The sequence below is a fragment of the Pantoea sp. nfd-35 genome (genome assembly GCF_056892255.1).
In genome coordinates this window covers 1-26,518 of record NZ_CP122405.1, presented here as the reverse complement: position 1 = coordinate 26,518, position 26,518 = coordinate 1, and the positions used below count along the sequence as shown (strand labels likewise).

At 53.2% G+C, this 26,518-nt stretch carries 25 protein-coding genes, 2 pseudogenes and 1 riboswitch; of the genes and pseudogenes, 9 read left to right on the top strand and 18 right to left on the bottom strand.

Annotated features, from left to right (window positions below):
* Positions 1–75: 75 nt before the first annotated feature.
* Both P9J57_RS21980 and P9J57_RS21975 read right to left on the bottom strand, forming a co-directional pair.
* Complete coding sequence (locus P9J57_RS21980) at positions 76–339, bottom strand: molecular chaperone DnaJ (RefSeq protein ID WP_483279588.1); 264 nt, start codon at positions 337–339, stop codon at positions 76–78.
* An 18-nt stretch (positions 340–357) separates the two neighbouring features.
* Entirely contained in the window at positions 358–711 is a 354-nt protein-coding gene (locus P9J57_RS21975; protein ID WP_483279587.1) for a hypothetical protein, read from the bottom strand.
* Between the two features lie 197 nt (positions 712–908).
* Between P9J57_RS21975 and P9J57_RS21970 the strand changes: the two genes are divergently transcribed.
* From P9J57_RS21970 to P9J57_RS21945, 6 genes and pseudogenes are all read left to right on the top strand, one after another.
* The gene (locus tag P9J57_RS21970; RefSeq protein WP_483279586.1) at positions 909–2,483 is read left to right on the top strand and encodes a hypothetical protein; all 1,575 of its coding nucleotides are present in this window, start codon (positions 909–911) and stop codon (positions 2,481–2,483) included.
* 337 nt (positions 2,484–2,820) lie between these two features.
* On the top strand, positions 2,821–3,270 hold the full coding sequence (gene umuD / locus P9J57_RS21965) for a translesion error-prone DNA polymerase V autoproteolytic subunit (RefSeq protein WP_483279595.1): 450 nt from the start codon (positions 2,821–2,823) through the stop codon (positions 3,268–3,270).
* Positions 3,271–3,278: 8 nt separating this feature from the next.
* Positions 3,279–3,506, top strand: a pseudogene (locus P9J57_RS21960) (Y-family DNA polymerase); the annotation flags it as partial.
* 73 nt (positions 3,507–3,579) lie between these two features.
* The gene (locus P9J57_RS21955; RefSeq protein WP_014594566.1) at positions 3,580–4,563 is read left to right on the top strand and encodes a tyrosine-type recombinase/integrase; all 984 of its coding nucleotides are present in this window, start codon (positions 3,580–3,582) and stop codon (positions 4,561–4,563) included.
* Position 4,564: 1 nt separating this feature from the next.
* A complete protein-coding gene (locus P9J57_RS21950; protein ID WP_014606796.1) occupies positions 4,565–6,682 on the top strand; it encodes a tyrosine-type recombinase/integrase in 2,118 nt (705 codons plus the stop codon).
* Between the two features lie 125 nt (positions 6,683–6,807).
* Complete coding sequence (locus P9J57_RS21945) at positions 6,808–7,209, top strand: VOC family protein (protein ID WP_014606795.1); 402 nt, start codon at positions 6,808–6,810, stop codon at positions 7,207–7,209.
* Between the two features lie 166 nt (positions 7,210–7,375).
* On the opposite strand, the gene crcB is transcribed toward P9J57_RS21945, so the two are convergent.
* The 8 genes from crcB to P9J57_RS21905 all read right to left on the bottom strand — a co-directional run bounded on the left by crcB (position 7,376) and on the right by P9J57_RS21905 (position 14,243).
* Positions 7,376–7,750, bottom strand: a complete 375-nt coding sequence (crcB, locus tag P9J57_RS21940; protein WP_010260804.1) for a fluoride efflux transporter CrcB — start codon at positions 7,748–7,750, stop codon at positions 7,376–7,378.
* A gap of 2 nt (positions 7,751–7,752) precedes the next feature.
* Positions 7,753–8,460 carry a 2,3-bisphosphoglycerate-dependent phosphoglycerate mutase gene (locus tag P9J57_RS21935; protein WP_028722238.1) on the bottom strand — a complete coding sequence of 236 codons (708 nt, stop codon included), beginning with the start codon at positions 8,458–8,460 and terminating at the stop codon, positions 7,753–7,755.
* A 43-nt stretch (positions 8,461–8,503) separates the two neighbouring features.
* A complete protein-coding gene (gene eno, locus P9J57_RS21930; protein WP_014606792.1) occupies positions 8,504–9,793 on the bottom strand; it encodes a phosphopyruvate hydratase in 1,290 nt (429 codons plus the stop codon).
* Positions 9,794–9,808: 15 nt separating this feature from the next.
* Entirely contained in the window at positions 9,809–10,234 is a 426-nt protein-coding gene (locus P9J57_RS21925; RefSeq protein ID WP_014606791.1) for a universal stress protein, read from the bottom strand.
* A complete protein-coding gene (locus P9J57_RS21920) occupies positions 10,231–11,139 on the bottom strand; it encodes a DHHA2 domain-containing protein (protein WP_028722240.1) in 909 nt (302 codons plus the stop codon). The genes P9J57_RS21925 and P9J57_RS21920 overlap by 4 nt, the downstream gene beginning before the upstream one ends.
* Positions 11,140–11,217: 78 nt before the next feature.
* A riboswitch (Fluoride riboswitch) is annotated at positions 11,218–11,287 on the bottom strand.
* A 49-nt stretch (positions 11,288–11,336) separates the two neighbouring features.
* The gene (locus P9J57_RS21915; protein WP_014606789.1) at positions 11,337–11,936 is read right to left on the bottom strand and encodes a uracil-DNA glycosylase family protein; all 600 of its coding nucleotides are present in this window, start codon (positions 11,934–11,936) and stop codon (positions 11,337–11,339) included.
* Positions 11,933–13,093, bottom strand: a complete 1,161-nt coding sequence (locus P9J57_RS21910; protein ID WP_014606788.1) for a TDT family transporter — start codon at positions 13,091–13,093, stop codon at positions 11,933–11,935. Before P9J57_RS21910 ends, P9J57_RS21915 begins: the two co-directional genes overlap by 4 nt.
* A gap of 151 nt (positions 13,094–13,244) precedes the next feature.
* The gene (locus P9J57_RS21905; RefSeq protein ID WP_014606787.1) at positions 13,245–14,243 is read right to left on the bottom strand and encodes a YncE family protein; all 999 of its coding nucleotides are present in this window, start codon (positions 14,241–14,243) and stop codon (positions 13,245–13,247) included.
* Between the two features lie 234 nt (positions 14,244–14,477).
* Here P9J57_RS21905 and umuC point away from each other — a divergent pair.
* Both umuC and P9J57_RS21895 read left to right on the top strand, forming a co-directional pair.
* Positions 14,478–15,533, top strand: a pseudogene (gene umuC, locus P9J57_RS21900) (translesion error-prone DNA polymerase V subunit UmuC); the annotation flags it as partial.
* Between the two features lie 388 nt (positions 15,534–15,921).
* Positions 15,922–16,995 carry a hypothetical protein gene (locus P9J57_RS21895; protein ID WP_164483446.1) on the top strand — a complete coding sequence of 358 codons (1,074 nt, stop codon included), beginning with the start codon at positions 15,922–15,924 and terminating at the stop codon, positions 16,993–16,995.
* Between the two features lie 172 nt (positions 16,996–17,167).
* Here the strand turns inward: P9J57_RS21895 and P9J57_RS21890 are convergent, their stop codons facing one another.
* From P9J57_RS21890 to P9J57_RS21865, 6 genes are all read right to left on the bottom strand, one after another.
* Positions 17,168–17,404 carry a plasmid partition protein ParG gene (locus P9J57_RS21890; protein ID WP_029571223.1) on the bottom strand — a complete coding sequence of 79 codons (237 nt, stop codon included), beginning with the start codon at positions 17,402–17,404 and terminating at the stop codon, positions 17,168–17,170.
* Complete coding sequence (gene parA, locus P9J57_RS21885; RefSeq protein ID WP_483279594.1) at positions 17,401–18,027, bottom strand: ParA family partition ATPase; 627 nt, start codon at positions 18,025–18,027, stop codon at positions 17,401–17,403. Before parA ends, P9J57_RS21890 begins: the two co-directional genes overlap by 4 nt.
* 155 nt (positions 18,028–18,182) lie before the next feature.
* On the bottom strand, positions 18,183–19,100 hold the full coding sequence (locus P9J57_RS21880) for a hypothetical protein (protein ID WP_483279585.1): 918 nt from the start codon (positions 19,098–19,100) through the stop codon (positions 18,183–18,185).
* A gap of 424 nt (positions 19,101–19,524) precedes the next feature.
* Complete coding sequence (locus tag P9J57_RS21875) at positions 19,525–20,778, bottom strand: HEPN/Toprim-associated domain-containing protein (protein ID WP_483279584.1); 1,254 nt, start codon at positions 20,776–20,778, stop codon at positions 19,525–19,527.
* Positions 20,779–20,859: 81 nt separating this feature from the next.
* Positions 20,860–21,903: a hsdR gene (locus P9J57_RS21870; protein ID WP_483279583.1), complete on the bottom strand. Its 1,044-nt coding sequence runs from the start codon at positions 21,901–21,903 to the stop codon at positions 20,860–20,862.
* A gap of 17 nt (positions 21,904–21,920) precedes the next feature.
* Positions 21,921–22,673 (bottom strand): tyrosine-type recombinase/integrase, encoded by a 753-nt coding sequence (locus P9J57_RS21865; RefSeq protein WP_483279582.1) that lies wholly within the window; start codon positions 22,671–22,673, stop codon positions 21,921–21,923.
* A gap of 968 nt (positions 22,674–23,641) precedes the next feature.
* Between P9J57_RS21865 and P9J57_RS21860 the strand changes: the two genes are divergently transcribed.
* On the top strand, positions 23,642–23,959 hold the full coding sequence (locus tag P9J57_RS21860; RefSeq protein WP_483279581.1) for a hypothetical protein: 318 nt from the start codon (positions 23,642–23,644) through the stop codon (positions 23,957–23,959).
* 130 nt (positions 23,960–24,089) lie between these two features.
* Here P9J57_RS21860 and P9J57_RS21855 read toward each other — a convergent pair whose 3' ends face one another.
* Together P9J57_RS21855 and P9J57_RS21850 are read right to left on the bottom strand one after the other, a co-directional pair.
* Positions 24,090–25,469 carry a hypothetical protein gene (locus tag P9J57_RS21855; protein ID WP_483279580.1) on the bottom strand — a complete coding sequence of 460 codons (1,380 nt, stop codon included), beginning with the start codon at positions 25,467–25,469 and terminating at the stop codon, positions 24,090–24,092.
* A 185-nt stretch (positions 25,470–25,654) separates the two neighbouring features.
* The gene (locus P9J57_RS21850) at positions 25,655–26,518 is read right to left on the bottom strand and encodes a restriction endonuclease (RefSeq protein WP_483279579.1); all 864 of its coding nucleotides are present in this window, start codon (positions 26,516–26,518) and stop codon (positions 25,655–25,657) included.

The following is a 26,518-nucleotide window of genomic DNA, read 5'->3' as shown; positions in this document are numbered from 1 at the left end:
TCCCCCTAAATAAGACACTATTGGCCTGCCCGATTTTGCACGACACTGGTTCCCGCTTCCTTGCAGTGTTGATACCTACTCCTCATCCTCATCCTCATCATCATCATCATCATCATCATCAATAATGATGTTTTTTTCTTCCGCCTGTGCTTCAACCTCATAGATCCCTGAGCCATAGCAGGTATAACACGTTTGCAGTGCGGAGCCTTCACCATAACAGGTATGGCACTGGCCAAAAGGATTTTCATCTGTAGGATCGCGGCCTGTTCCTGCGCAATTCTGGCAACTATATTCCAGCTCACCATCACCCCGGCAGGTTGGACAAATAACTTCGTTCATGTTGTCTCTCCTAAAAAATCAATATTTTTCTAATAAGAAGTTCACGTCATTATTAACGTAATCGTTGACCTGCTGGCAGGATGTTACGAAGGTGTCATCCATAACCGTATTAACAACGTCCATAGCTTGATCCATTAAGTACTGCTCAGTACCGGGAATATCAATACCACTGAGACGTCCAAAGAATGCAAATTTACGGCTCGCTGCAATCTCTCCTGCGTTAAAATTAGCCCCGGGACTGCGTGTGTTGAATGCCAAGGCAACAACATGGTTAACCACATCGTCAGGATGTTCCTTGCTCATAGCATCTATTTGGCTGAGATAATGCAAGAGCGCTGCATTTCCGGCCCTTGGTTTATTCGAATCGTTCATTCAGACCTCACAATAAAAAATTTAGTCAAGGATGGATAAGGCGGTTGAATACCCTGCCGCAGTTACGTTACCCCCGAAGAAGATGACAGGTCAAGATGCACAAAATCCACATAAAAAATATTTATGCGAATCCATTGGATACACAAAGAAACAGTATGTACAATTAGCGTATCCTTTAAAGCCTACTGTGGATTTTTATGAGCAAGATGAAATCAAAAAGTGAGATTGAAAGCCTTTACATTGAAGCGTTGGGAATCAAACGAGACGACCTCATAGCCCGTATCAAACAAACAAAACTGATGGCCTGGGAACAGTTGCTACTCATAGCTATCTATGCAAGAAAACAGTATGAATCAGATAATAACTTTCACGGCAGGATGGGGTTCGTTGCGGCTCTGCAAAGTTCCGAATTTAATGATGTACAGTCAGAACTTTTCACGTTACTTGATTCAGGAAAAAGTTTTTTAAGCATCATAGATGTACTTAAAGAAAAGTTAGAAAAAAAAGAAATAACAAATCATAATTACAGTCTATTAATCAATAAGTTAGAAGGGGGGCGAGTCGCATTTCCGGGGATATTCCCCCCTCTTCTTTATCCACACCATACACTTTACATAGCATTGACCCGTTTCATCAGCATTTGTCAAAAGCTTCTCTCGATACCCGCTTCTGATGAACTTTGTGACAGATTAGTCGAAAAAGAGCTTACAAAACATTTAGATAGTGAACTAATGCTTCGCCGGTTAAGGCGAACCTTATCGGAAGAAAATCAACAGAATAAGGAAACCTCACTTGCCTCACTGATTAAGCTACAAAATGAGGAAATCTCTCTTGCCTCACTGCTTAAGCTACAAAAAAACAGCAGCAGACCGATGAGTGATTTACCTCACTTACTCGACCAATTTCTTGCGAAAGAGATGCAAAACATATTTGGTGAATTCTTGCGTATCCAGAACAGCGGCAACGCTAACACCATAAGTTATGATTATTTTACAAATGATTCAAAAAAAATACCTGAATGGGTATCAGAGGCGTATGACCTGCAGGCCGATAAGTATTCGCTTAACCTCAACTTTACGATGATGAGTCGCTTCATCATGATGGGGCAGTACGATGAACTGAGTAAGTTGCTTATCTCTGCTATGCAAAATGCTGTTTCAAAACGCTATGTTCTTCGCGAGAGCCAAATAAAGAAGCCTAAAAGATCTTCGCTTGTCCAGTGGCAGCGGGATTGCAACGTGCTAGGTCTAGTCAAATCAGAGATGATTCCATCACGTATCGCAGCGATTCTTTTTCATGATTTCAAATATGCCCATTTACCGATTTACTCAGCAACTAAAGAAATCAACGTCCGTTTCCAGAGAGCTCTCAAGCCCAGTCAAGCGCAACTGCTGACAACGTATGTAATCAAGTATTCATTGCATAATGGCGGAGCGCCCTATGACTTTCAGAACGTTTCACAAAATCTGTTGAAGGTTGAAAGTTTGAGCAGCATTGCTAACAAAACTACTTCCCTTCTTCCCAATCCACTCATGGAAAATTGGACTAATGATAAACCAGCAAGCATAAGCATGCGCTTCAAACGACCCATCAGAGATTTCAATGAATATTATGCTGATATAGAGGAACTAGTACGCAAGCAGATAGGTAAAGCAATGTCATCCGTTTTCCCAATTCATCTAGGGTTCCCACCACCATTATGGATACCTCAAGGCTTATCCTCATTAAATGCAGCAGATGATCCAATCCCTGAAGAATTGGATGACGCATAATATCAGTCCAGCCTCTGAATATAAGCTTGCGGCAGACATGGCTGAAGCGTTCCGCAACTGAGCGGGGAACGAATGACCGGGAGGAGGAAGCGTAATTTAACTTATGCAAGCAAAACCTGTTTACGCGCTCCCCCGACTGAAACTGCCTGACAAAAAAATTATTAGCCTGCTCAGTAAGATAAGCGTCCCCTTAATTACCTGGTGTCCGGTTCCCCTTGCCATGCGACTCTGGCTCAATAATACTGTTTTTATATACAGCATTATTTGGGGGATTTATCATGTCAGAATCATTCACTGCCGCACCAGCTTCGGGCTATTCAGTCCGGAGAACGGCGCCATGAAAGCAACATCCTCCCGGGGCGGACTGACGGTATTCAGGCCTGCCGACATCCGTCCCGTGATGCGCATCCCGCTCTTTGTTGAGCGCTGCGCCGCCGGTTTCCCCTCCCCTGCCACCGATTATGTCGAAGCAGAGCTGGACCTGAATGAGCTCTGCATCACCCACCGCGCCGCAACGTTTTTTGTACGTGCAAGCGGCAGCAGCATGGAAGATCTGGGCCTTTATGACGGGGACGTGATGGTCGTCGACCGCGCAAAGGAAGCCACGCACGGTGACATCGTCATCGCGGAGGTCGGTGGGGAGTTCACGGTCAAGCGCCTTCAGCTGCATCCACAGATTGCGCTGCGGCCAATGAACCCGGCCTATCCGGTTATCTACCCAGAGGAGTTGCATCTGCTGGGCGTGGTCACCTGGTTTTTCCACAATACCGAGGCGCGCCGGAGGTAACCATGCCGATGTTTGGTCTGGCTGACGTCAACAGCTTCTATGCGTCCTGTGAAGCCTTGTTCAGGCCCGATTTGCGGGGGAAACCGGTCGTCGTTCTTTCGAACAACGATGGCTGCGTAATCGCAAGAAGCAAAGCAGCCAAAGCCCTCGGCATCAAAATGGGTGTTCCCTGGTTCCAGATTAAAACGCAGGATTATCCGGAAAAAGTCCATGTGTTCAGCTCAAATTATGCGCTGTAGTAAGTTAAGTGGAATGCAACATTGATCGTATAGACTTTGAACAGCAACGCTGACCTCAGAGGTAAACGCAATGACGACTCCACTAAACAACAGTGCCATTTTACTGGCGGAACGCTGGCTGAAGCTGCTGTCCGACCTGGGGCGGGCACCCGCCACCCTGACCGCCTACCGCGCAGCCCTCTGTCATTATTTTGCGTTCTGCAGCCGGAACAGGATTGAACCTGAAAAGGTCAGGTTTGATGACATGGCTGCCTACATCCGTCCTCAGTTACCCGGTATGCCTTTCCCGGCCGCAAGCGCCACGCTCCAGCTGCGCCTGTCGGCTGTCCGTCTCTGGTACGACTTCCTGATGTATCTTGACCTGTGTAAGGTAAATCCGCTGCCCCGTTCCGGCACGCCGGGCATGCTGTGTTCCGCACGGGGGCTGGTTCCCCGTATCGTAAAGCTGCCGCGTATTCCTGACGATGCACAGTGGCAGCTTTTTCAGGCTCATGCCGCGGATTCTCCGCTTCGTGACCGGCTGATGCTGGCGTTAACCTACTGCGGTGCGCTGCGACGATCGGAAGTCACCGCGCTGAGTACTGATGACCTTGACTTTGCCCACCGCCTCATCCGCGTCCGGGCTGAAACCACCAAGAACCGTCATGAACGGATCGTCTGTTACAGTCCCGCCCTGACGCCGGTGCTGGCGGCTCATCTTTTACAGATGAAGCTGTCGGGGATGGTAAAAGGAGCCCTGTTCCGCTCTGAGTCCGATCGTAATCAGGGGGCACCGCTCTCTTACTGGAGCTGGAGCAAAACGGTACGGAAATGGGCGCTTGAGTCAGGGCTGCCCGACATTTCAACCCATACTTTCCGCCACCTGCGGTTGACGCATCTGGCCCGTGCGGGCTGGAAACTGCACGAACTTGCCACCTACGCAGGTCACCGTGATCCGCGCACCACTCAGATTTATATTCACCTTTCCGGCAGGGATCTTGCCGCCCGGATGGCAGGAGCAATTGAAACGGCAGATATCAGGATGGCGAACCTCATTTTCGGCACGGAGGAATAATATGGCAGCGTCTGAACAGCCTGAGAATGTGTGGCTTCCCTTCGACCTCTCCGCTTACAGGCTTGATGCTTTACTGACTGAGCCTGAAAAGGCCGCACTGGCCACCTCTCACAGCCGGGGCAGGCTGCTGCGGATGAAACCTGCTCCTGAGTTTATCAGGCCGCTGAAAGACATCGCAGCAGAAAGCGGATGCAGCCGCGAGGTTGCTGACCTGATAATACTGGACCTCCTGCGTGAGATGCACCTTTCGGGTATACCGTACTGGCGATGGCCGCAGGAACGCTGGCAGACATTCAGCCGGACGGACGGAAAAGGACGGCCGCTGATGGCCGCCTTTGCATGGCATTTCGCCGGACGGTATGATCCCCTCAGCCTGCCAGACATCAGAAAACCTGCCCTGTATACCTGTGCCATTTTTGGTCAGGCTATTTACTTCCGGGAGCTTCACCGCCTGACTGAAACCCTGAAATCGCTGGGCTATGCTGCGGGTAGTCAGGTCACGCATCTGTCGGGCATACTGGCCACGCTGATGGTCATGAACAGAGATCCCCGTCTTGAAACCTTTACGCCTGAACTGCTGTGGGAAGCCCAGAACAACACAGATAGCGGGACATCCCGGTACATTGGCCGGATTTCACACGGCCTTGCTGCGCTGGGCATCTTCAGCGCCCCGATGAGGATGCGTAATTATACCCGATGGTATGAAAAACCCGTAGACGGGATCGATCCGGCCTGGGTCAGGTGGTGCCGGCGCTGGCGGGAAACGTCTGTGCTGAGGCCTCGCACCCGTGAAGGCCAGTACAGTTTTATACTGCGCTGCGGCCTCTGGCTGGCAAAGGCGCATCCGGAGGTGCGTGAACCGTCAGACTGGAGCATGGAAATCTGCGCCAGCTTTATCGCTGCGGTCGGCCGGATGAACGTGGATGAGCTACAGTTGGGCACGGAAAGGGGCACCCGAAAATCGGTGCGATCCGGTGAGCCTATGATGCCGCATTCAAGGGCGCATTTTATCTACTCACTGCGCCGTTTTATGGTCGACTACGAAAACTGGGGCTGGGGTCGCCTGCGCTTCAGCCCTGCCCGTCATCTTTCCACACCGGATACCACCCTGTTTCGGCGCGACGTCAATCCCCGTGTTATCGACGATCCGGTCTGGCTCAAGCTCATCTGGGCCAGCCTCAATCTGCGTCAGGAAGACCTGCTTACTGAAATACATTATCCGCTGGCCATGCTGCAGGCGATGGCCGTCATCTGGACCCATGCGGGGCTGAGGAAAAATGAGCTGCTCCGCCTGACTACCGGTTGCATCGCGCCGCAGGCAGATGAAATAACGAAAGATGACGGCAGCGTCATCCCGGCCGGAACCCTTTGTTACCTGCATGTCCCCGCCGGAAAAACATCAAAAGCCTTTGTTAAACCCGTGGCGACAGTGGTAAAAAAATATGTCGACATCTGGCTGGCCGAACGCCCGGCAGAACAGGCCATGCTGGCTGATGAGCGGACCGGTGAGAAGGTCCGGCTGCTGTTTCAGTACCGGGGGAAGCCTGCCGGCAGCGCTATCCTCAACCGCACGGTGATACCGATGCTCTGCGCAAGAGCGGGCGTTCCTTCTGAAGACAGCGGCGGAGTGATAACCAGCCATCGGGGACGCGCCTCAGCCGTGACCGCACTGGCCAGCGTACCGCAGGGCATGTCACTGTATGAACTGATGCAGTGGGCTGGTCACTCAACGCCCCAGTCCACCATGCATTATCTCCGTATCCGCCCGACACAGCTGGCCGCCTCGTTTGTAAAAGCAGACAGAGTCGCGCACATGATCAGCGTACTGATTGATCGCGACCCTGACGCCGCCAGCCTGACCGGACCTGCAACGTATTATGATTTAGGTGATTCATACTGCACAAATCCGTTCTGGAGCAGCTGCCCGCACCGGATGGCCTGCATCGGCTGCGATTTTAACCTGCTGAAGGACAGCGCGCGCGGGCTTATTCTGGAGAGTAAAGCATCCATCCGGCGTTACCTCGAAGAGGTCCCGCTCACTCCCGATGAGAAAGCCGTACTGGAGCAGGATGCTGAAAAGGTTGAGCAGGCTCTTACAAAATTGGGCCCAAAATCCTGAGTGCTCAAATGCTTTCAATGTCCGGTCTGAGGGTGTCAGTTCAGAGTCAGTACAGACGACCGAACGTCGTATTTGATATGAATCTGATTATAGCGGGCGTTATGACGTAACTGATGGAACAGCAGATGAGAAAACAGAAGCGGTGTATGGGGTATGTGGCTGTCGTGGTCGATGACTACGATCGTGCAATTGAGTATTACACCGATAAGCTGGGCTTTACCCTGATTGAGGACACGCCGCAGCCGGGTAAGCGCTGGGTCGTGGTGACGCCGGACCCTGACAGCGACTGTGCTATTCTTCTTGCCCGCGCGTCGAACGACCGGCAGGAAGGCTTTATCGGCAACCAGTGCGGCGGACGGGTTTTTCTGTTCCTGCAGACCGATGACTTCTGGCGCGACTACAATGCTATGAAGGCAAAAGGCGTCCACTTCTGTCAGGAGCCGCGCGAGGAAGAATACGGAATGGTTGTCGTGTTTGAGGACATCTATGGCAATCGCTGGGACCTTTACCAGAACAGGCAGACCTGAAACTCTGTCACGACAGTGTCCCGGATTTAGGGGAAGCCTTACAGGCGTAAACCCTGTCGGATCAGGCCCGCAGAGAGCGCTTCTGAACAATATACTGAACTGTCTGACCTCAGTGCAGCGGTCGCTGCACTGAGGTCTCCCCTGGATAGAGGCCGTACGGTCCGGGTTAACCACACAGCGTCATGATATAAAATCCGGCCGCCGTCATGGCCAGCGAACCCAGCACGTGTATCAGCACCGAGGCGGCTGCCCAGGCATAGCTGCCTGACTGCAGCAGGGCAAAAACCTCAGCTGAGAATGTGGAGAAGGTCGTCATTCCGCCACACAGCCCGGTGGTAATGAGCAGCCGCCAGGCCGGATCGAGGCCGGGATGGCGCAGAAAATACGCCAGCGCCGCCCCGATGATAAATCCACCCAGCAGGTTGACCAGCAGCGTCCCCGGCGGCAGGTCCGGAAAAAGCGCGTTCAGGCGCGCGCCCAGTTGCCAGCGGATAACACACCCTAAAGCACCGCCGGTGATGACGGCAAAAAGCTGATTCACGTTCACTCCTTTTTTTTAATATTCAGAACATAACGGCACACGACCTGTGCGGCCGTATCCATTTCATATACAACCGGCACGCCGGTCGGGATGTGCAGCTGTGCCACGCTGTCGTGGGGCATGCCGTTCAGAAAGGCGGTCAGGGCGCGCAGCGTGTTGCCGTGCGCCACAATCAGAACGGTACTTCCGCAGCGCAGCTGTGGCACCACAACGTGGTGCCAGTATGGCATGACGCGACGCAGCGTCATTTCCAGGCTTTCCGTTGCAGGCAGGTCGGCCAGCGCAACGCGGCGGTAGCGCAGATCCCGACGCAGCTGCGCCGGAGCCTCCGCGTCTGCGGGCGGAATGCCGCTGAAGCTTTTGCGCCATAGCCGGACGGTCTCTTCCCCCATCATCCGGGCAGCGTCGTCCTTGTTCAGCCCCTGCAGCGCACCGTAGTGGCGCTCGTTCAGTCGCCAGCTCTTTTCCACGGGCGTCCAGCTTCGGTCAAGACGGTCCAGCACCCGCCAGACCGTGTGAACGCAGCGTGTCATCACCGAGGTGAAGACACGGTCGGGCATAAGGCCCGCTGCCCGCAGCGCGTCACCGGCCCGGTCGGCCTCCTGCCGCCCCCTGACCGTCAGCGGCACGTCCGTCCAGCCGGTAAAACGGTTTTCCCGGTTCCACTGGCTTTCGCCGTGCCGCAGGAGGATCAGCGTTGCAGGGGCCACAGGCATTCCTTCTTTGCCGGACGGGGACCGTCCGGCGGATGTGTTACGTGCGGCGCACAAACGCATGAAGCCCCGCGTAGTGCGCGTCCTCACCCAGCGCCTGCTCAATGCGCATCAGCTGGTTGTACTTTTCCACGCGTTCGCCGCGGCACGGCGCGCCGGTTTTCAGGTGTCCCGCGCGCAGGGCCACCGTCAGATCGGCAAGGAACGTGTCCGTGGTTTCCCCGCTGCGGTGAGACATGAACGCACCCCAGCCGTGCCGCTGGCAGAGAGCCACGGCGTCCAGCGTTTCGCTGAGCGAGCCTATCTGATTGAGCTTGATCAGCGCGGCGCTGGCGAGGTTTTCGTCAATGCCGCGCTGGATGTACTTCACGTTGGTTACAAACAGGTCGTCACCAACCAGCTCGGCCCTGCCCGCAAGCTGCTGGTGCAGATGCTTCCAGCCCGCCCAGTCGTCCTCGGCCAGGCCGTCTTCCAGCAGGATGACCGGAAACTGGTCCATCAGCTCGCCGTAGTATGCCGTCATTTCCGCCGCGCTCAGCGCGCTGCCCTCGGTGCGCAGATGATACTGACCGTCAGCGAAAAACTCACTTGAGGCAGGGTCCATGCAGATGCTGATGTCCTCTCCGGGCCTGTATCCCGCCTTCTCAATCGCCTGTACGATAAACGCCAGCGGGTCACGGTTCGACGACACGGCGGGCGCAAAACCGCCTTCGTCGCCCACTGCCGCTGAGAGTTTTTTGTCCAGCAGGATCTGGCGCAGCGCCTGGTAGACCTCGCTGCCCTGACGCACGGCCTCGCGCAGCGTGGGTGCCCCGTGTGGCGCTATCATGAACTCCTGGAAGTCCGCGCCCTGACCGCGGGCGTGCACGCCGCCGTTGATGATGTTCATGCACGGCACGGGCAGCAGATTCGCCTGCAGGCCCCCCAGGTAGCGCCACAGCGGCTCGTGCGAGGCCTGTGCCGCCAGCCGGGCCACCGCCAGCGATACGCCCAGAATGGCATTGGCACCCAGGCGACTCTTGTTCTCCGTGCCGTCCAGCATCAGCATGATGTTGTCCAGCTGCCGCTGCTCGCGCACGTCCAGGCCGCGCACGGCTTCGCAGATTTCCGTATTAACCGCCCTGACGGCATCCAGCACGCCTTTGCCGCCAAAACGTTGTGCGTCACCGTCGCGGCGCTCTGCGGCCTCGCGCGACCCGGTGCTGGCCCCGGAAGGCACCGAGGCGCGTGCCATCATCCCGTCCGGGGTCCGGGCCTCAACTTCAACGGTGGGGTTGCCGCGAGAGTCAAGAATTTCCCGGGCGGTCACGTTATCCAGTGTAAAGTGCATAGCGTTTCTCCCGGTTTAGTCATTCAGGTGAGTAATAAGCACATCCACCGTGAGGTGGTTGATGTATTCCGCCGAGCGGGACGTCAGCATTCCCATAAAGCGGTTGCGGTGCCCGGCAAGCACGAGGTCCACGCCCAGCTCATTGATGCACTTCTCCACGTCCTCAAAGCGGCGCATGGTCACCAGCTCCCGCGTGTCTACCGCCTCAGGCACGGAGGCCGCCAGCTCGCTCATAAACGCTTTGGCTTTCAGCACCTCTTCCGACACGACGTCGTCCATCAGGCTGTCGGACACGTAGTTCATTTCCCGGTAGTCGTCGCTGATGTGGGCCAGGGTGATTTTCATGCCGAGCGGCTGCGCCAGCGCGACCGCCCGTTTCAGCAGGAGGGTGCCGTCGTCTTTGTCGTTCACAAGTATCAGTGCGTGGGTGTAGCAGGTCATAATGAACTCCCGTTCTGGTTAAGGCGGGACTCAAGCCACGGCAGAAGCTGTTTTTTGCGGCTGAGCATGCCCGGTACGGAGCAGGAGGCCGCGTTAACGCTCTCCCGCCCGGCGAAGTAAAGCGTTGAAAACCCGGCGCGAATGTCGGTCAACATCAGCACCGTCAGCCCGGCACCCGACTGGTCCGCCAGATACGCCAGGGCAGCGAGCAGGTCGTCCATCACGGGGGCAACCTGTGTCGGTGAGCTGACCTCAATCTGGGCAATGCGCACGTCGGTGCCGGCAATGACGAAGGCCTTGAGGTCCCTGCCCAGCAGCTGCTGGGCGCTGAGGCCGCTGACGTCCGTTTTGGCGGTGAGGAGGTCACGGGCGAAGGCTCTGCGGTTTACGCCGGACAGCACGCCCAGTTCGGTCGCCGAACGGATATCGTCTTCGGTGGTGGTCGGCGAGCGAAGATTCACGGTGTCACTCAGGAGTGCGCCCAGCAGAAGCACGGCGAGCGTCGGGGGCTGCGTGCGGCGCGCTTCAGCGTCCATCAGCAGCCAGAGCAGCGTGGCGCTGCTGCCAACCGGGCGGATATGCACCTCCGGCGGCAGTTGCGTTATCAGCCCGCCCAGCCGGTGGTGGTCAGTGATGCCCACGACGTTGCTCCGGAGCAGGTCGTCAGGCCCCTGCGCCGGCTCGGTGAAATCGACCAGCCACACCCGTTCATCCTGCAGCGGAATAGCGAGCAGCGGCGGCAGCGTAAGACCGGCGGTGTCAAAGATAAAGCGGGTTTCCCGGTTAGCCTCGCCGAGACGCCATGCGCGGGCGTCCATGCCGCGCCCGGTCAGCCAGTGAGCGGTGACGACCGCCGTGCAGATGGCGTCGCTGTCAGGATTGATGTGGCCAAAAACGTGTATCAAGGGTCTCTCCCCGTAAAGGGAAGTACGCAGGCCGGGAGGAAAGTAAGGACGGCCTGACGCACCTCCTGAAAATCAAGAGTCACATCAGGCGTCATCAGCTCCGGAACGGAGCGGTTGGGAAAGGTGGAACGCCATCACCCTGTACTCTGAGTATAGAGCCAGACGGAAAGCCTGTCAGTATTATTCTGCTGGCACCCTCAGCCCGCCAGCGCAGCGCGTGCTTCGCGGAGCACCCGGCGGATGTTTTCCGGCACCGCCGGGCTTGTGCAAAGTGAAAGCGGACTGGGGTGAGGCATCTTCAGCACCGTGACGCCGGGGCACTGATGACTGACCGTCCCGCGGGCCTGAGCCGCTACGGCACCGGCCAGCACCACCACGCGCAGCGCGGGCAGATACGCCAGCACGTCCTCAAGCCAGGCGCAGCCGCTGCGGATGTCCGCCGCTGAGGGCCGTTTCTGCGGCCCGTCGCTGACCCAGGGCACCGTATTCCACAGCACGCTGTCCCGGCGCGCAATACCGGCTTCCGCCAGAAACCGCCCCAGGTTCTGCTGGGCCGGCCCCGGGTTATCCCGCGACACAAACCGGGGTGACGGGCTGCTGCGCGCCGGCGACTGCAGCAGGACGAGCAGTCCGGCCCCGGTCCCGCCGTCGGCCGGATCAAACCACGGCAGCTCCACGCCGTGCTGACGCAGCCCGCTGACCCAGCGATTCAGCGCGGCCACGTGCGGCGCGGTGACTGCCGCGAGGCGTTCCTCGCGTAAAAACGGGTCCAGCAGCGACGTGCAGGTTTCACTCACGGCTTCCGGTCCAGGCCTGCCAGACAGGGGGAAACAAACAGTTTCCCGCTCCATGCCCCGCGCACCGTCTTCACCGCGACCAGCAGCCACATGGCGGCCAGCATGACGACAAGAAGCGCACCGAAGCCTTTAAAGAACGCCAGGTCAACGAGGGTGGACAGCTTCAGCGTGGCGACCGTGTACACGCCCAGCGGGAAGGTAAAGCCCCACCATCCCAGATTGAACGGAATGCCTTCACGGAAGTATCGCACGGTTATCAGCGTGGCCAGCAGCATCCACCACAGGCCGCAGCCCCAGAAGAGAATGCCGGCAACGAACCCCACGCCCTGCGCGATATGACCGATTTCCGGCATGCCCGCCGCGGCAAACACCCCGGGCGCATCTCCGCCGATGACCAGCATCCCCAGCGAGCCGGTACCAATCGGCCCCAGTGCCAGCCAGCTTGAGGCCGCCATGCTTTCGTGTGGTAGCTTGTGCAGCGCCATACGCAGCAGCAGGATGGCGAGGATGCTCAGCGCCACCGGCACCGAGTACGCCCACAGCACGTAGCTGGTAATAATGATGCCGAGCTGCGCGTGGGGGTCGGCAATGTGCGGTGCCAGCAGGCCGCCACTGACTGCCGCAACCTCGGCGGCCACGACCGGCAGTAACCAGACGGCGGTCATCTGGTCAATGCTGTGCTGCTGCCGGGTAAACATCATGTAGGGAATACACACGCCACACAGCAGCGACATCGCCACGTCCAGCCACCACAGGGCGTGCGCTACGGGAATGACGTCAGCCCCCCACCGGGGGAGGCCAAACGCCAGCAGCCCGTTGATGATGGTGGCCATGCCCATCGGGATGGTGCCGAAGAACATGGACACCGTTGAATGGCCAAAGATGCGCTTTGCCTCACCGAAGTACATCACCCAGCGGGCCAGATACATCACGGCAAAGACGCTGAACAGGAAGATGTTAAACATCCAGAGTCCCTCGGCGACGAGGCGTAATCCCGGAACCGGCCAGGGGAACTGCGCCAGAGACAGAGACAGGATACCGGTCCCCATGGTCGCGGCGAACCAGTTAGGCGTGAACTGACGTATGGCCTCTTTCGGGCTGCTCAGCGCGCTCAGCGGGCGCGCTCCGTTATGCAGGGTAAATATTTTATCGTTCATGCCGTAATCTCCTGAGTAGACAGAAAGAGTATAGGCACGTCGGGTTAAATCTTTAAAACAGGTTATTCAGTTAAAATAAACCAGTAAAAGTGGTTAGACTCTCCCACTCCGGGAAGGACCGTCACACCGCCGGAGTGAGGGAAGGACTGAATCAGGCCTGCGGCGGGCTTTTAATCGTGGCCGTGACGCGGTTCTGTTTCAGGTCAACGACCGCAATGCTGAGGTCTTTATTCAGCACCCACGCGCGGGCACCGTCTTTGCTGAAAACGATGGCCTGACGGGGCGCATCCAGTCCGGTAACGGTGGAGACCACCTTACCGGCGGCGGTATCAATAACGGAGAGGCTGTTGTCGCCCAGGTTGCCGCTGTAAACATAGCGGTTATCCGGCGTCAGGGCGGCACCGTAAGGATCCTGCCCCACGGGAATGGTTGCCGTAATGGCGAGCTTCTGCGTGTCAACCACGGCGATGGTGTTGCTGCCGCTGTTAGCCGCGTACAGTGTGCGGCCGTCGGCGCTGACTGAAATGGCGCGCAGCTTGCTGAAGCCTGTTATCTCGCCGCGAATCTCGCCCGTTACGGCGTCAACCAGGGTAATTTTATCGCCCTTAAAGTTAGTGACGTAGACGGTTTTGCCGTCCGGGCTGATTTTTATGCCCTGACGGGGCTGGGCAAAACCCGTCACGACCGCAACGGGCCGGTTGTGCGTCAGGTCATACACCGAGAGCGTGCTGGCGGCCTCGTTATTCACATACAGGCGCTGACCGTCACGGCTGATAGCTGTGCCGAATGCCCCGGGCCCCAGCGGCAGCGAGGTCTCCACATCAAGCGTCCCGGTGCTGATTTTTCTGACCACGCCGAGGCTGCTGTCTGAAAGATATACGGCCTTCCCGTCGGGGGAGAAAAGCGCATTGCGGGGCGTGACGTATCCCTTCAGCACCTTTCTGACTTTCCCGGCAGCCAGGTCGTAGACCACCACCTCAGAGCGCTCACTGTAGGACGCCACCGCCGTTTTCTCATCGGGACTGACAGCAAGGGAATTGTTGTGGATATCGCCGTCAAACGTCCAGCGTTCCTCTGCGGCACCGGCGAGGGTGCTGATAAGAAGAAACGCCACCGCGGTCAGTCCCGGGATCCTGTATTTTTTTATCATCATTTTTCCTGCATTGGGGTGGGTAAGGGATAAGACTCATTGCCCGATTGAGGGCTTCAGAGTAAGTGTGGCAGATTAAATCCTGGCGGGGAAATCGATTTTCCGACTATGTCTTACCACCCTCAACCTTCCCCCCTGTCAGTAAGCATACTGAGGTAGTTCAAGGCTGAATAATTCCTGTTCAGAAAATAAACTTCAGAGGAATGGTAACTGATTTTTTTTGTTTAAATTGCATTCCACATAAATCACAGCCTCAGCCAGCGCGTCATGTCTGCTCTGGAAGATATGACGCCCAAAGTCGAACAGTATTCCATTGATGAAATGTTTCTCGATTTGACAGGCATTGATAGCTGTGAGGACTTCGAGCACTTCGGCCACCGGCTGCGTGCCCACGTTCTGGCCAGAACCGGGCTGACGATTGGCGCAGGCATCGGCCCGACCAAAACGCTGGCCAAATCAGCCCAGTGGGCCTCGAAAGAGTGGCCCCAGTTTAAGGGCGTGCTGGCGCTGACGCCCGGAAACCCGAAGCGGACCGAGGCGCTGCTGATGCGCCAGCCCGTCGAGGAAATCTGGGGGGTTGGCAGGCGTATCGGCAAGAAACTGAACCTGCTCGGCATCACTAACGCGCTCGAGCTGGCGCGTACGCACCCCGCTTTCATCCGGAAGAACTTTTCGGTAGTGCTGGAAAGAACGGTGCGCGAGCTGAACGGCGAGGCCTGCATTCCGCTCGAGGAGATGCCGCCGGCAAAGCAGCAGATTGTCTGCAGCCGCAGTTTTGGATCCCGCATCACCACAAAAGTGGCCATGCAGCAGGCACTCTGCCAGTACGCCACGCGCGCCGCTGAAAAGCTGCGGGGCGAACGACAGTACTGCAGGCACATCAGCGTGTTTGTCCGGACCTCACCGCACGCCGTCGGCGAGACGTTTTATGGCAATACGGCCGGTGAAAAACTCACCCTGCCCACGCAGGATACGCGCGATATCATCGGCGTGGCCATGCGCGCGCTGGACCGCATCTGGGAGGATGGCCACCGGTACATGAAGGCCGGCGTCATGCTCGATGACTTTACCCCTCACGGCGTCAGTCAGCTTAATCTGTTTGACGACAACCGGCCGCGGGCAAACAGCGCGCAGCTGATGAAGGTGCTGGACGGCATTAACCAGTCAGGTCTGGGACGGGTGTGGTTTGCGGGTCAGGGCATCGATACGGAATGGCGGATGAAACGGGAAATGTTGTCTCCGGCTTGGACCACGCGATGGAGCGACATTCCCTCAGCTAAAGTCAAATAAACGCGATCTGTGTCGATTAAAATTACATTCCGAAGAATGTTAAATCAGTTCGCCCCCTCTTATTTATTTATGCCTCTCTTTGTGCACCTGAAAACCACAGATGAGAGCGCGCCAAAACAAAAGAAATATTTATAAGACACCATTGACAACGCTTAACAAAAGGTGAATATTCATTTGCAATAAATCCCAATAAATATTGTTAAAAAAACAACTTACTGTTTTTGTTAGATTTTAATTAAAGCGTTATTTTTAAAAGTTTAATTTATTTAAACTTTTAATTTTAAATTGCTTTTATAAATTAATGAAACACCCCTCTTTTTAATAAACTGTCGGCTGAATTTTCGTGTCTGCCGATTTCAATATCCTCTAACTTCATACAGGAAAGACTATGAGCATGGGCAGCACGGATTTATTCAACTACTTAGCATTCATGGGTACATGGGAGTCAGAGTCTGACGCCAACATCGATCCTCTTATCAGAGAACAATCCCTCTTTATCAGCCTTGGTGATTTTAATTCTGACTCGGTAGTCGATAAGGAGTTTGACTCACTGGTAGAGCTGGCATGTCAGGTAAGAGATCTCACTATCGCAGCTGACGCCTTGCAGATAAGTGCTGACGCAGCTGCTGTGGCTTCAATCTGGACATTCGGTTTCGGTATGGCGGCGTTTGCTGCTTTAGAAGCTGCTGAACTGATTGACCGCGGGGTCATTTCGAGTAAATCGGGGGACTTAAACGCCAAACTGCAGACTGTTGATACTGACATTGCATCCCAGATCACTCCGGCCGTCAGCGACTATATTTCTGCATACAAGGCGAACAACTCCCTCATCGTCTCTAAAGCCTATAAAGGCTTTAATACACAGGAATGCCGTTCGCTGTTAATGCAGTTTATGGCAGAAGTGCAGAAGAAAAGCGGTAAGCTGGATGCGGCCACATTCAGGCAGTATGCTGCATCAGCAAGACAGGCTTTTAACAGCCAGGAAATCAGCGCTGTTTACGATGCCCTCGACAAGCTCAACTTCAGTAGCAAAACAGATGCGGACATCCAGGAGTGCATGAAGTCACTGGCTGCATTCACATCCTCTGAACCTCTTGCCGTGACACTGGTACAGAATTTCTCTATCGCAATGATGATATACAACCTCAACGTCGCTAATAATGTCATTCAGCAGGCGGCCAGGGATGCCGGCATTCCGGTTGAAGAAGTTGAAGTTACGACGTTCGAGGCCATGAGTGCCGTAGGTAAATTTATCACTGTGGTTGCCGTCGTCATGTCCGTCGTGGACATTGTCTTCCAGGTTCTGAACATTGTTGACGTCGTTAAACAGTGTGACTCAATGTGCGACAAACTTAACGGTGATATCCGAGCCAACTACAAAGCCTACTTCAACGGGATCAAAGCTGCCTCTCAACAGTATGCAGCGGCGATTTCTGGAGCTACGCCTGCTCAGGCGGCTTAACATAATGACAAAGGCCGGCTGCCGGCCTTTGTGTCAACCTGCGCACCAGGTCAGTACTGTGCATACCGCCAACCGTAACAGCCACAACATCTTAAACGACTTTCTTTAAAATCTTATAATCGCATAAACACATTTACAGAAAATCGTATTTACGGTTTTACTCTGGCTGTGGTTATTCTGGCTGATATTTTTCGCGCAGCAGTTCCCTGACTTCATCGGCGATTTTCGTTCCGCGGTTTGCACAGGCTGATTTTATCGCCTTGTGAAGACTCTCTGTGACATCGATTGTGAGACGCTTCATTTTTTCCTGTTCAGCATCCTGGGCAGGCACTTCCCTGCTTTCGACCCATGCATCTGCGGCAGGCGCTCTTTCTGCACGACGTGCGAAATTGACTTTTTTACCGGTCATACATCCATCTCCAGAATTTCTTTAACAACGGCCTTTATCTCAGCTGAAGCAGCTGACTCGCCCAGCTCATGAACGGCTTTCCCCTGCCCCGCAGCTTCAGCAAAGACAACACGCTGGCAGACGGTGCTGTTCAGCACCTGAGTCTCGTAGGTGGCGAGGGCATCAACCACATCCCGCCCAATCGCCGTATTTGTAATTTTACGATTAACCACAAATACAGATTTCAGTTTTTCTTTATAGATTTTAGCTTCCCGAATGAGGTTTACCACTTCTTCAGCAGCCCAGACGTCATAAGGACTTGGCTGCACGGGGATGAGAACGAGATCTGCAGCCATGATTGCTGAACGGGCCAGGTCTGTTACCCGGGGAGGACCGTCGATGATGATGTGGTCGTAATCAGCGGTGAACTTGCCGATATCTTTATGCAGCGTGGCACGGGGAAGGCCCAGCACCGCAAAGTGTGATTCCTCTTCTCTTGCGGCCGCCCAGTCAAGGGAACTCCCCTGAGGGTCGGCGTCAAGCAGCAGCACACGGGCGCCTTCGGCAGCAAGCTGGCCGGCAATATTGACGCTGAGGGTCGTTTTACCCACACCACCTTTCTGATTCAGGACAGAAATAATCATATCTGACTCCGTTCGGGTTACAGTTAAACTTAAAATCGCAAATACGATTTTAAAGAAATCATGCCGTAAAATCGCAAAGATGTAAAGTCGCAAAAACGCATAATCGTAATTCATTAAAATCGCATTTTCGCATAACTGTAAAATCGTACTTGTGGCTAATCCCGCAGGTCCCAGGTTTCCGGATGGCCATCGCAGAAACCACAGCCAACCATACTGCTGTGAGCAGGCACATAAGAACTCGGGTAAGAACAGTATTCGCAGCATCCAAGCGAGTCAAAATAGGTCAGACACTGTGTGCACAGGTACCCTTTCTCATAGTGGCAAACCGTGTCGTACCCCTCGCATTCACAGCAACCCGCCGGCGTCGCAGAGTGGAGGTAATCTTCAGGAAGAGAATCATCCTGATCGAGAGCGGAAAACCGGTCCTGTGAATGATCGCAGTTTTTGCACAGGAAAGGCTCGTCACCTTCCTCAAGTTTGCTTTCATGATGACATTCAGGGCAGCAGACAAGAATGTAGCGCTCAAAGTGACCGCAGACTTTGCAGTCCTCTGTAAAAACCAGCGCGTTATCGTCTTTAACAGCGAGGAACGACGCCTGGGAACAGATCTTACAGATACGGTAATCGTGTGGTGAGGCTCCAAGCACTTCGCTGAGAGAACGGAATTTTGCAGCGGCGTAATATTTACTGCTGTTGAGCAGGGATGTATGGATTTTATGCACGCCTGTCCACTGGTCTTGATGAAATACCTTACGCCATTCCCTGGTAATGAGTCTGGAAAGCGCAAACCACGCATCCGCCTGTTCGTTGCGTAGAGCGTCGAGTTCAGCATCAGTTACAGCGCCAAGGTAATAATGAAACTTACGGTTGCGATGTTTCTGTACCGTTTCAAAGAAAGCCAGTGCTTTGTCATCAATGGATATGCCCAGTTCTGACTCCAGGAGCTTGCAGGTCTTGGCGAAGCTGACGGAACGAAAATTCCCGGACACGAAATCATCTCTTGTGATTTCTGGCTGGCCTTTAGATCTGGCAACAATCAGCCGCCAGTCATGATTGACCAGTGGAACCTTCATCAGGATTTCGACACCACTCCAGAAGCTGACCAGTGACTATTTCGGGTCGTTATCAAACTCTGAGATGGCTTTGTTAAGGAAAGTGAGACCATTTTCCATCAACTCTGACGCATCATTATTGTCAGGAACGTCAGGGAGGTGTGTTGTCATGCAATGCCTCTGTCGCAAAATCGTTTTTCAGTATTACCGCATAATCTTATTTACGCTTAATCGTAAAACATCAACTGATGCTTTATGTCAAACCAAGCGTTTATGGGCGGTGGCATTCATTTTTAAGCGAACGCTGCGATAATCTCATTCACTCTGACTAAGGACTATTTCTTTGCATCGATCCGGTGGCTTCTTCATCACAGCGGTTTAAACCGCAGCGTCGTGTAAACACTTTTCCACAAAATCGTATTTGCGATTTATCGCAAATCTGCATTTACTGATTTAAGTCGTTGCCAGTTAACTCATCGTCGATGACTAACCCGTCCAGAATCTGCGCATCAACCGCACGGGTGAACGCCAGAACTTCCTGAGCGAGTCGACTGACCGTCCCACGGTCAAAAGATAAAAGAGTACCGTCTTCGTCTCTTCCGTTACGGTGGACGATGTGATGCCGCAGTTTTACGGCAGCACGGATAAAGGGAAGCTGACTGGAAGGAAACTCAGTGAGCAATGTACTGGCAAATATGTTCCTGGCCATGTCTATTTTGTGCAGTGACAGACCATCCAGGACTTCTTTGATTTCCGCATCGATACCTGAAAGCTTTGTATAAAGTTCTGTGAGGTTAAATTTTTTTTCTTTGAATGGCTTATAACTGGCCACAAACCTTTCCTTAACAGCCGGTCGAGCGAAAATTTCCCTGCGAAGGATATCTCCCAGGTAGGCTTCCATTGAGGTGATGATGCTCGCATAACACATACGCTGCAGGGAGGGGTTATCCGCCTGAGATGCAGACAGGAAGACGATTTCCTCAAGGGACTGCCGGCTGAAGCTGTGCGGATACGTTTCCTGACGCTGTTTTTCATCCAGGTCACGGAAGTCGTCCTCATAGCCACTCTGGATAAGAGGCGCAATGTTGAGTTCGCAGACAGCATCATCGTGACAGCACGTCAGTAAGGCCAGCTGAAAGAAATGACTATCACTACAGGGAAAGTTGAAGAGGTCAGTATGCGAGTATTCTGTATAGAGGGGGATATCACTCAGCATCGCATTGACCAGCGGATTTTCGCTGAGTTCCCGCCATACCGGCAACCCGGAAAAAACGCCAGTCTGGCAAACGGTCTTATTCAGCGTTATCGCTTCCGGTAAAGCCGTAAGCCATTGCTGAAGAGAAGTCTTCCTGATCGCATCAAGAAACAGGCGATAAGCATCACCTTTGACCGATTCCCCCTCAGAGTCAGCATGACGACGGTCGTCGTCATTTTGCAAAACCCACTCGGTTGCTTCAATCACACTGCGCAGGTTTTCATTGAAGTGCCGTTCGCAGGACTGGAGATCGTAACCAGCCAGCATCATGCGCCGCCGAATGGAAGCAGCTGATGCACGAAAGCCGATGAATGCATCATCTGGCAGCCTGCCGTTTTCATGCCCTTCAAGATTCTCTCTGACTCTGTCACCTGGTTTAAAAAACCAGATGCTGTGGTGGTTCTGATACTCTTCTACGCTCAGCCCGTCGATTTCGACACCCACACATGTAGACATAGAGCTTCCTTTTCTGATCAGGTTAAAACAGGGCTTGCCCAGGTAGTCTTTTTAAAATCTTGCCCCGACTTACCGCCAACCTTCACAGAAGGAGCATCCTTCCTCCTTGCTGTTGTCAGGCACCCACGAGCTGATGGTATTGCACCGTCCGCAGGTTTCAAGCTCGTCATACACCTCAAGGCAGGAGGTACACAAAAATTTATCCCCGTACTCACACACCGAGTCCCAGCTGCTGCAATCTACGCATCCCGACGGACCGGCATAGCGCGAACCGGTTTCTGGAGGGGAACGGAGTACGTCATAACGGTCCTTTGTGAGGCCGCATTTAGAGCACACGAAGTCGCTGTCGTCTGCTTTCATCAGGTGTAATTCGTCGCAGTCCGGGCAACAAATTTCAGCGACGGGTTCTTTCGCGTGGCAGACCATGCAGTCGTACCGGATAAAGCGCATGCCTGTTACGGGAGTTGTATGCGCCAGTGACTGCTGCTGGCAGATCCCACACTGGCTGAGAGTGATGCCGGTCTCCCTGAACTTCTTAAGTGAATCCTGTACGGGCGGATGCCTGAATCTGGCGTCAGCGTAAAACGAGTTGCCCCGCAGCATTGCCGTTTCACTCATAGCAAGCCGGAAGCTCGTCCAATTCCCAAACATGGGTGCCCAGTCGTCGCGCAACAGACGGTTCAGCGCAAACCAGGCTTCCGCCTGTTCGGTCTGAATCTGCCGGAGATCATCATCGGATGCCGCGTTGTGGTAGAAATGCACCACGCGGTTGCGGTGGCGGCGCACCTTTTCAAAGATGGCCACAGTGGTCTTACTCAGCGGCATTTCCAGTACGTCGTCAAGACGGGCACAGGCATCGTCGTAGGAGACCGACTGAAAATCCCCCTCCTGGTACTTGCGGCGCTCCGGCTTTTTCCCGCTACACACGAGGGTCCAGTGCTCATGAACCAGCGGAACCTTCAACAGAATTTCTACCGCCGTCCAGAAACTGACGATGGAGAACATAACCTGTCCTGCTTCAAGCTCCTCACGCGCCCGGTTCAGGAAATTCAGCCCGTTGCCCAGCAGGGCGGCGGTGTCAGCCCCCAGCGGGGAATCGTTTCTTTTACGCATACGTTCAGAATCTTCCTTTATATGTTCGCGCGCAGCAGCTGCAGCGCATCAGCTGTATCCATCGAGAAATGCACCTGATGACTGGCCGCCACATCCAGGGCAAACACCTTCGTGTAAACTTCCGTTGACTCAAACTTCTCGTGGCCGAGCAGGGACTGCAGCACCTTTGGCGGCACGTGGTGGTAGAGCATGTGCATGGCGAAGCTGTGCCGGAACGTGTGCGGCGAAATCTCAATGCTGAAACGCACGCCGGAACGTGCGGCCGCATCTGTGGCCCGGTTTATCCAGTTACGCACCGTGCGATCGGAGACGGTCCACACCGGCAGCGCGCGACGTTCGCCCGTTACGCCATCCGTTTCAAATTCCTCCCTGACGCTCGCAAACAACCTTCTCATTTCGTCCACGTAAGCCGGATCGGAAAGGGGCACCACGCGGTTAGGGCTGGTGCCCCGCCGGGGGCGTCCGCTGCCGGCACGGCGCTGCTTGGCCGTGCGGATGATGACGTGCGGAATGGTGTCATTCAGGCGAAAATCACGCCGGCGCAGCGCCAGCGCTTCATTGAGCCGGCTGCCGGTACACCATAAAGTGTTAACCAGCGCGTGCTGCGACCAGTCAGGCAGGTGGTGCAGCAGGCCGGTGACTTCGGGCGCCAGCAGATAGCGGGGCAGCTCGGCGTAGGCCGCGGCCATGGACCGCAGCGCCAGCGCACGGCCGTAGTCGGGCTGTGCAGCCGGCAGCGCGATCGGACCATTAACGGACGGTAGCGACATAAACCCTCATTCTTCGGTGACAACGCTGTGTGAAATCTGGCGGGATTTACCCCTGCAGATTTCTCAGATTTCGCACAGCGACGTCTGTTCGTGACAGATCCATTTTCGCCTGTCTGGCGATCGCAGACCACCCAAAAAATCCGCTGAGCGGATCGGCGTCATTTTCCGGTTTGTGGATATATACCATATTTCGGAAGAAAACAGCAGTGAGGGCAGGGCGGGTGCGCCTGACGAAAGCGTCATTTTCGCCTGGATAAGGGTGATGAGAGGGTGATCGGACACCGTATATTGTGGTCCGGGCGGAAAACGGTCCTCCTGACGCCTTTTTCCGGTTATGGCGGAAAACGGAAAGGGCCAGCGAAGGAGGAAAGGCTGCAAAAAACTTTCAGATGTGATTTCGGGGAAGTTAAAATAAAGAATAGGGTATCAGTACTTTTGAAAGATACCGGCCAGGTACAAAGCAAAAAACTTTATTGGCCGGTATATACTTCCCATAAACGTTAATCCACGGCCATTTTTCAGTAATATTTTAATTGCAAGATAAATCCGCGAAAATAACGAAAAAATAAAGTTTGCATCTTGACATAGACTGTGCTTTTCGGTATGATGAGTCATATTCAAAAAAGGAAGCAAATCTGCTTCCGGGACATTAGTCGGGTCCTCTGAGAATAAAGACAATAACAAAGTCAGAGATTCCGATTGGTGTGTTCATGCCAGGCTCTGACGAATGTCAGGGCTTTTTTTTTGCTCTGAACAAAATAAAATCTTAGCATTATCAGGGGGCAACGCCCACGGATAACTGCGCCCATAGCAAGCGAACACAACAAGAGACTGAGGTGAACTATGTAATAGATACTATCTGGAATACAAAGAGATTTTTTTATTAATCAACAAGGATTTTCAAATGAAAACCATGTTTAGAAAACAAGATGTGCATTTTTTATCAACCCATTATACAGGAGAAACCTATGGGCCTACTTACGCTAAATATCTACAACGACTGTACTATCAACAATCAAGTTCAGACCGAACCCGCGCACCGCCCGCCTGAGAATAACGGCAACAACGGCAACAAAGACACTTGGATTGAAATAGTGTTGGGTGTCGTCGTATCTCTCTATGCGGATCCGCACTTGAATGGAGTAAAGGCAATGCTTACGCAAGCCTTGGAAGTATTCCATGTTTCACCGGACTACGCACCCACTGTTTCAGCAATCGCATGCTTCACAGTGGTTTGCGCAGCGCCGGCAGTCATTCGCAGGAGTTTACGTAAGCTTTTGAACTAAGTAGTTATTACAGTATCAGGGTGTGAGAGACCCTGATACTGTTTATATTAACAGACCACTGTTCAAAAAACAACCATCCACGTATGGAGGTTGTCGTATGAGCAGGGACTCTTCACTGTATGCTGACAATCTATCGTGTCTTTCTAACATTGTAATGAGCTATCTCATCATAAAGATTTAATACCTTTTCTTCATTAACTTTCATTAGCTGGTACATATAACCATCTTTACCACCATACTCATCTACCATGTGAATAAGGTTTTCTCCACGCCTGAAATTTCTGAAATAATAGCGTAAATTCTTACCAGTATGTTTTTGGTATACTCCTGAGACATAAAGTTCGTATGTAAAAACATCATAATTACACAGGTCAGAAAATGCATGCTTCTCTAAAGAATTAATCATTTCGTCAGTTATTTTCCGAGGAATTTTATTATTTTCTAAGGTATATTTACTCGTCGGGAGTTCATCCCATAACTCACCTGCTTCTGTGTGCTTATTTAAAACGTCATCGATTGTGGAGTGCAGCGATTCTTTCATGCAAAAACTCATGGGAAGCGAGTCCAGTGCTTTAAGCGCATCATGTTTCATTGGGTTTTCAAAAACAGTCATAACCATTATCAACGGAGAAAACAGTCTGACTTCCGGAACCTCAAAGCTACGTGATTTTTCTTTAACGCTTTGGGTGAGGTTTTCACTGAACTGCGACTGGTCATTTATTACTAGGTCCTGAACTTTACCCGGCCAGTCATTCTGAACGAACAAATCATTCGGTGTCTGCGGGAACATGAATATGGCATGCTCAAAAAAATCGAAATCGTGCAGCAGCAACTGATAGTAAGGGTAAGAAGAGTTCTTCGCTCTTTCATCTCTGACATTCAGTGCATTTACGGCTATTAAAAGCAGAACGTCGTTCCGGATAGTCGACCTGAGCGGTGAGGTATAATTTTTCTGAAAACTGACGTTATCCTGACCACTAAAGTCACCGTTCTCTCTTACATATTTCAGCAGATGATAAAGCACTCTCATGTAGCGACTGATTATCTGGTGCCCTGTCAGGAACGAAAAACATTTATCTAAATTAGTATCGTAGATGTGTTTACTGAAGAACGCTTCAACGCCTTCATTTTTTTCGTCCAGGTAATCACACAACTGGCGATGGTAATTGTCATGCTGTGCAAGGAGCATGTTGTACCGGCTTTCAAAAGCTGTTCGCCTGTTTGTGGCCTGGGTTTCTTCAAGCGTCTGACTCCCCAGATGCATTGTTGCTTCCATAGATTCACGTGCAATTTGTGCACTCTCGGCCGCCCTTTTAGCGGCCATCCAGGTAGCAATGGCTCCCCCTGTCGTCGCCAGCGTAGTGATTAACGTTGACAGGGATGACCAGTTATCGAAAACCACTTTGAAAAGTTTAAATACTCCCCAAATTACAGATAACAATAAAGCAAGAATGACTAAAAAAATCACTATTCTTTTAATTTTTTTATTAACTTCATCGTGTTGATCCAAAATAATTTCCTTTTAAAAAGTAAGCTGTGGTTTAACTTAAAATTCTTTCGCTGTTTTTGACTTAATGAATCGCTTTTATTTATCCAATCCTGTCAGAATGAACTTTTCAAAGAGAAGTGTTATTCCTCTGGCATGAATGATTTTAATTCTCTGACTGCACTGGGCTTCTGACGTTCTCTGCTTATTTACTTGGAAAATTCAGGCAACTCATTGTATGGAACATATGGTTTTCCTGATTCGGAGGCCTGTCTGATTTTAGCGTCCAGCAATACAGGAAAAGGAATACGATCGCCCAGGCTGTGATAGATATCTGCACCGCTGACACAAACCACACTGCTTCCGCGGCCAAATGCCTCAAAACAGTCCGGAGTAAAACCGTTCCAGCTGATGAATACTCCCCGCGTCCAGCTGGCCTTCTGCCTGAGTTTACCGTCGAAGACATGAAGGTCGGGTGCCGGTGTTGCACCTTTGTGCCACTTGGCCTCCAGCAGGTAGTATTCCCCCTCCATTTTAAAGCTGCCATCAATTTGCTCGCCGGTATTCCGGAAGCCTGCACGTGGCTCAAGCCTGAAAGCGGCAAAGAGCTGTTTGAGCCACGTCTCAAAACGGTACCCCCTTTGATGCGGAGGCAGGGCTTTAATAGTGTTCATTTCTTCCGTGAGTCCGGCATAACTGACACCGGTATAAGCAGGCACGGGTTTGCTGCCGCTCTGATCGGGACCAGAAACCGAATTAAGCCTTTCAATAAGCTGGTGATAGTCAGCACTCAGACGTTCGGCTTCCGCCGGAGCGGTTTGCATTTTATAGCTCCAGAGCCTGTCGGTCACACGCAGCACCGTTTCGCGGTCAGACTTTGATATAAGGCGCCAGAGACGTTTGGCCTTTGAATTCGACTCATCGTCGGCAAGATACACCACGTCATCAATGTCTATGTTCAGTTCCTCATCAAAAAAAATGGTGAACGTCTTGTTCGTGAAATCCAGAATATACCCGGGGCTGCTTTCAAAAATCCGGGAGAAAAGGACGCTGTCCTGATATTTGATTTTCAT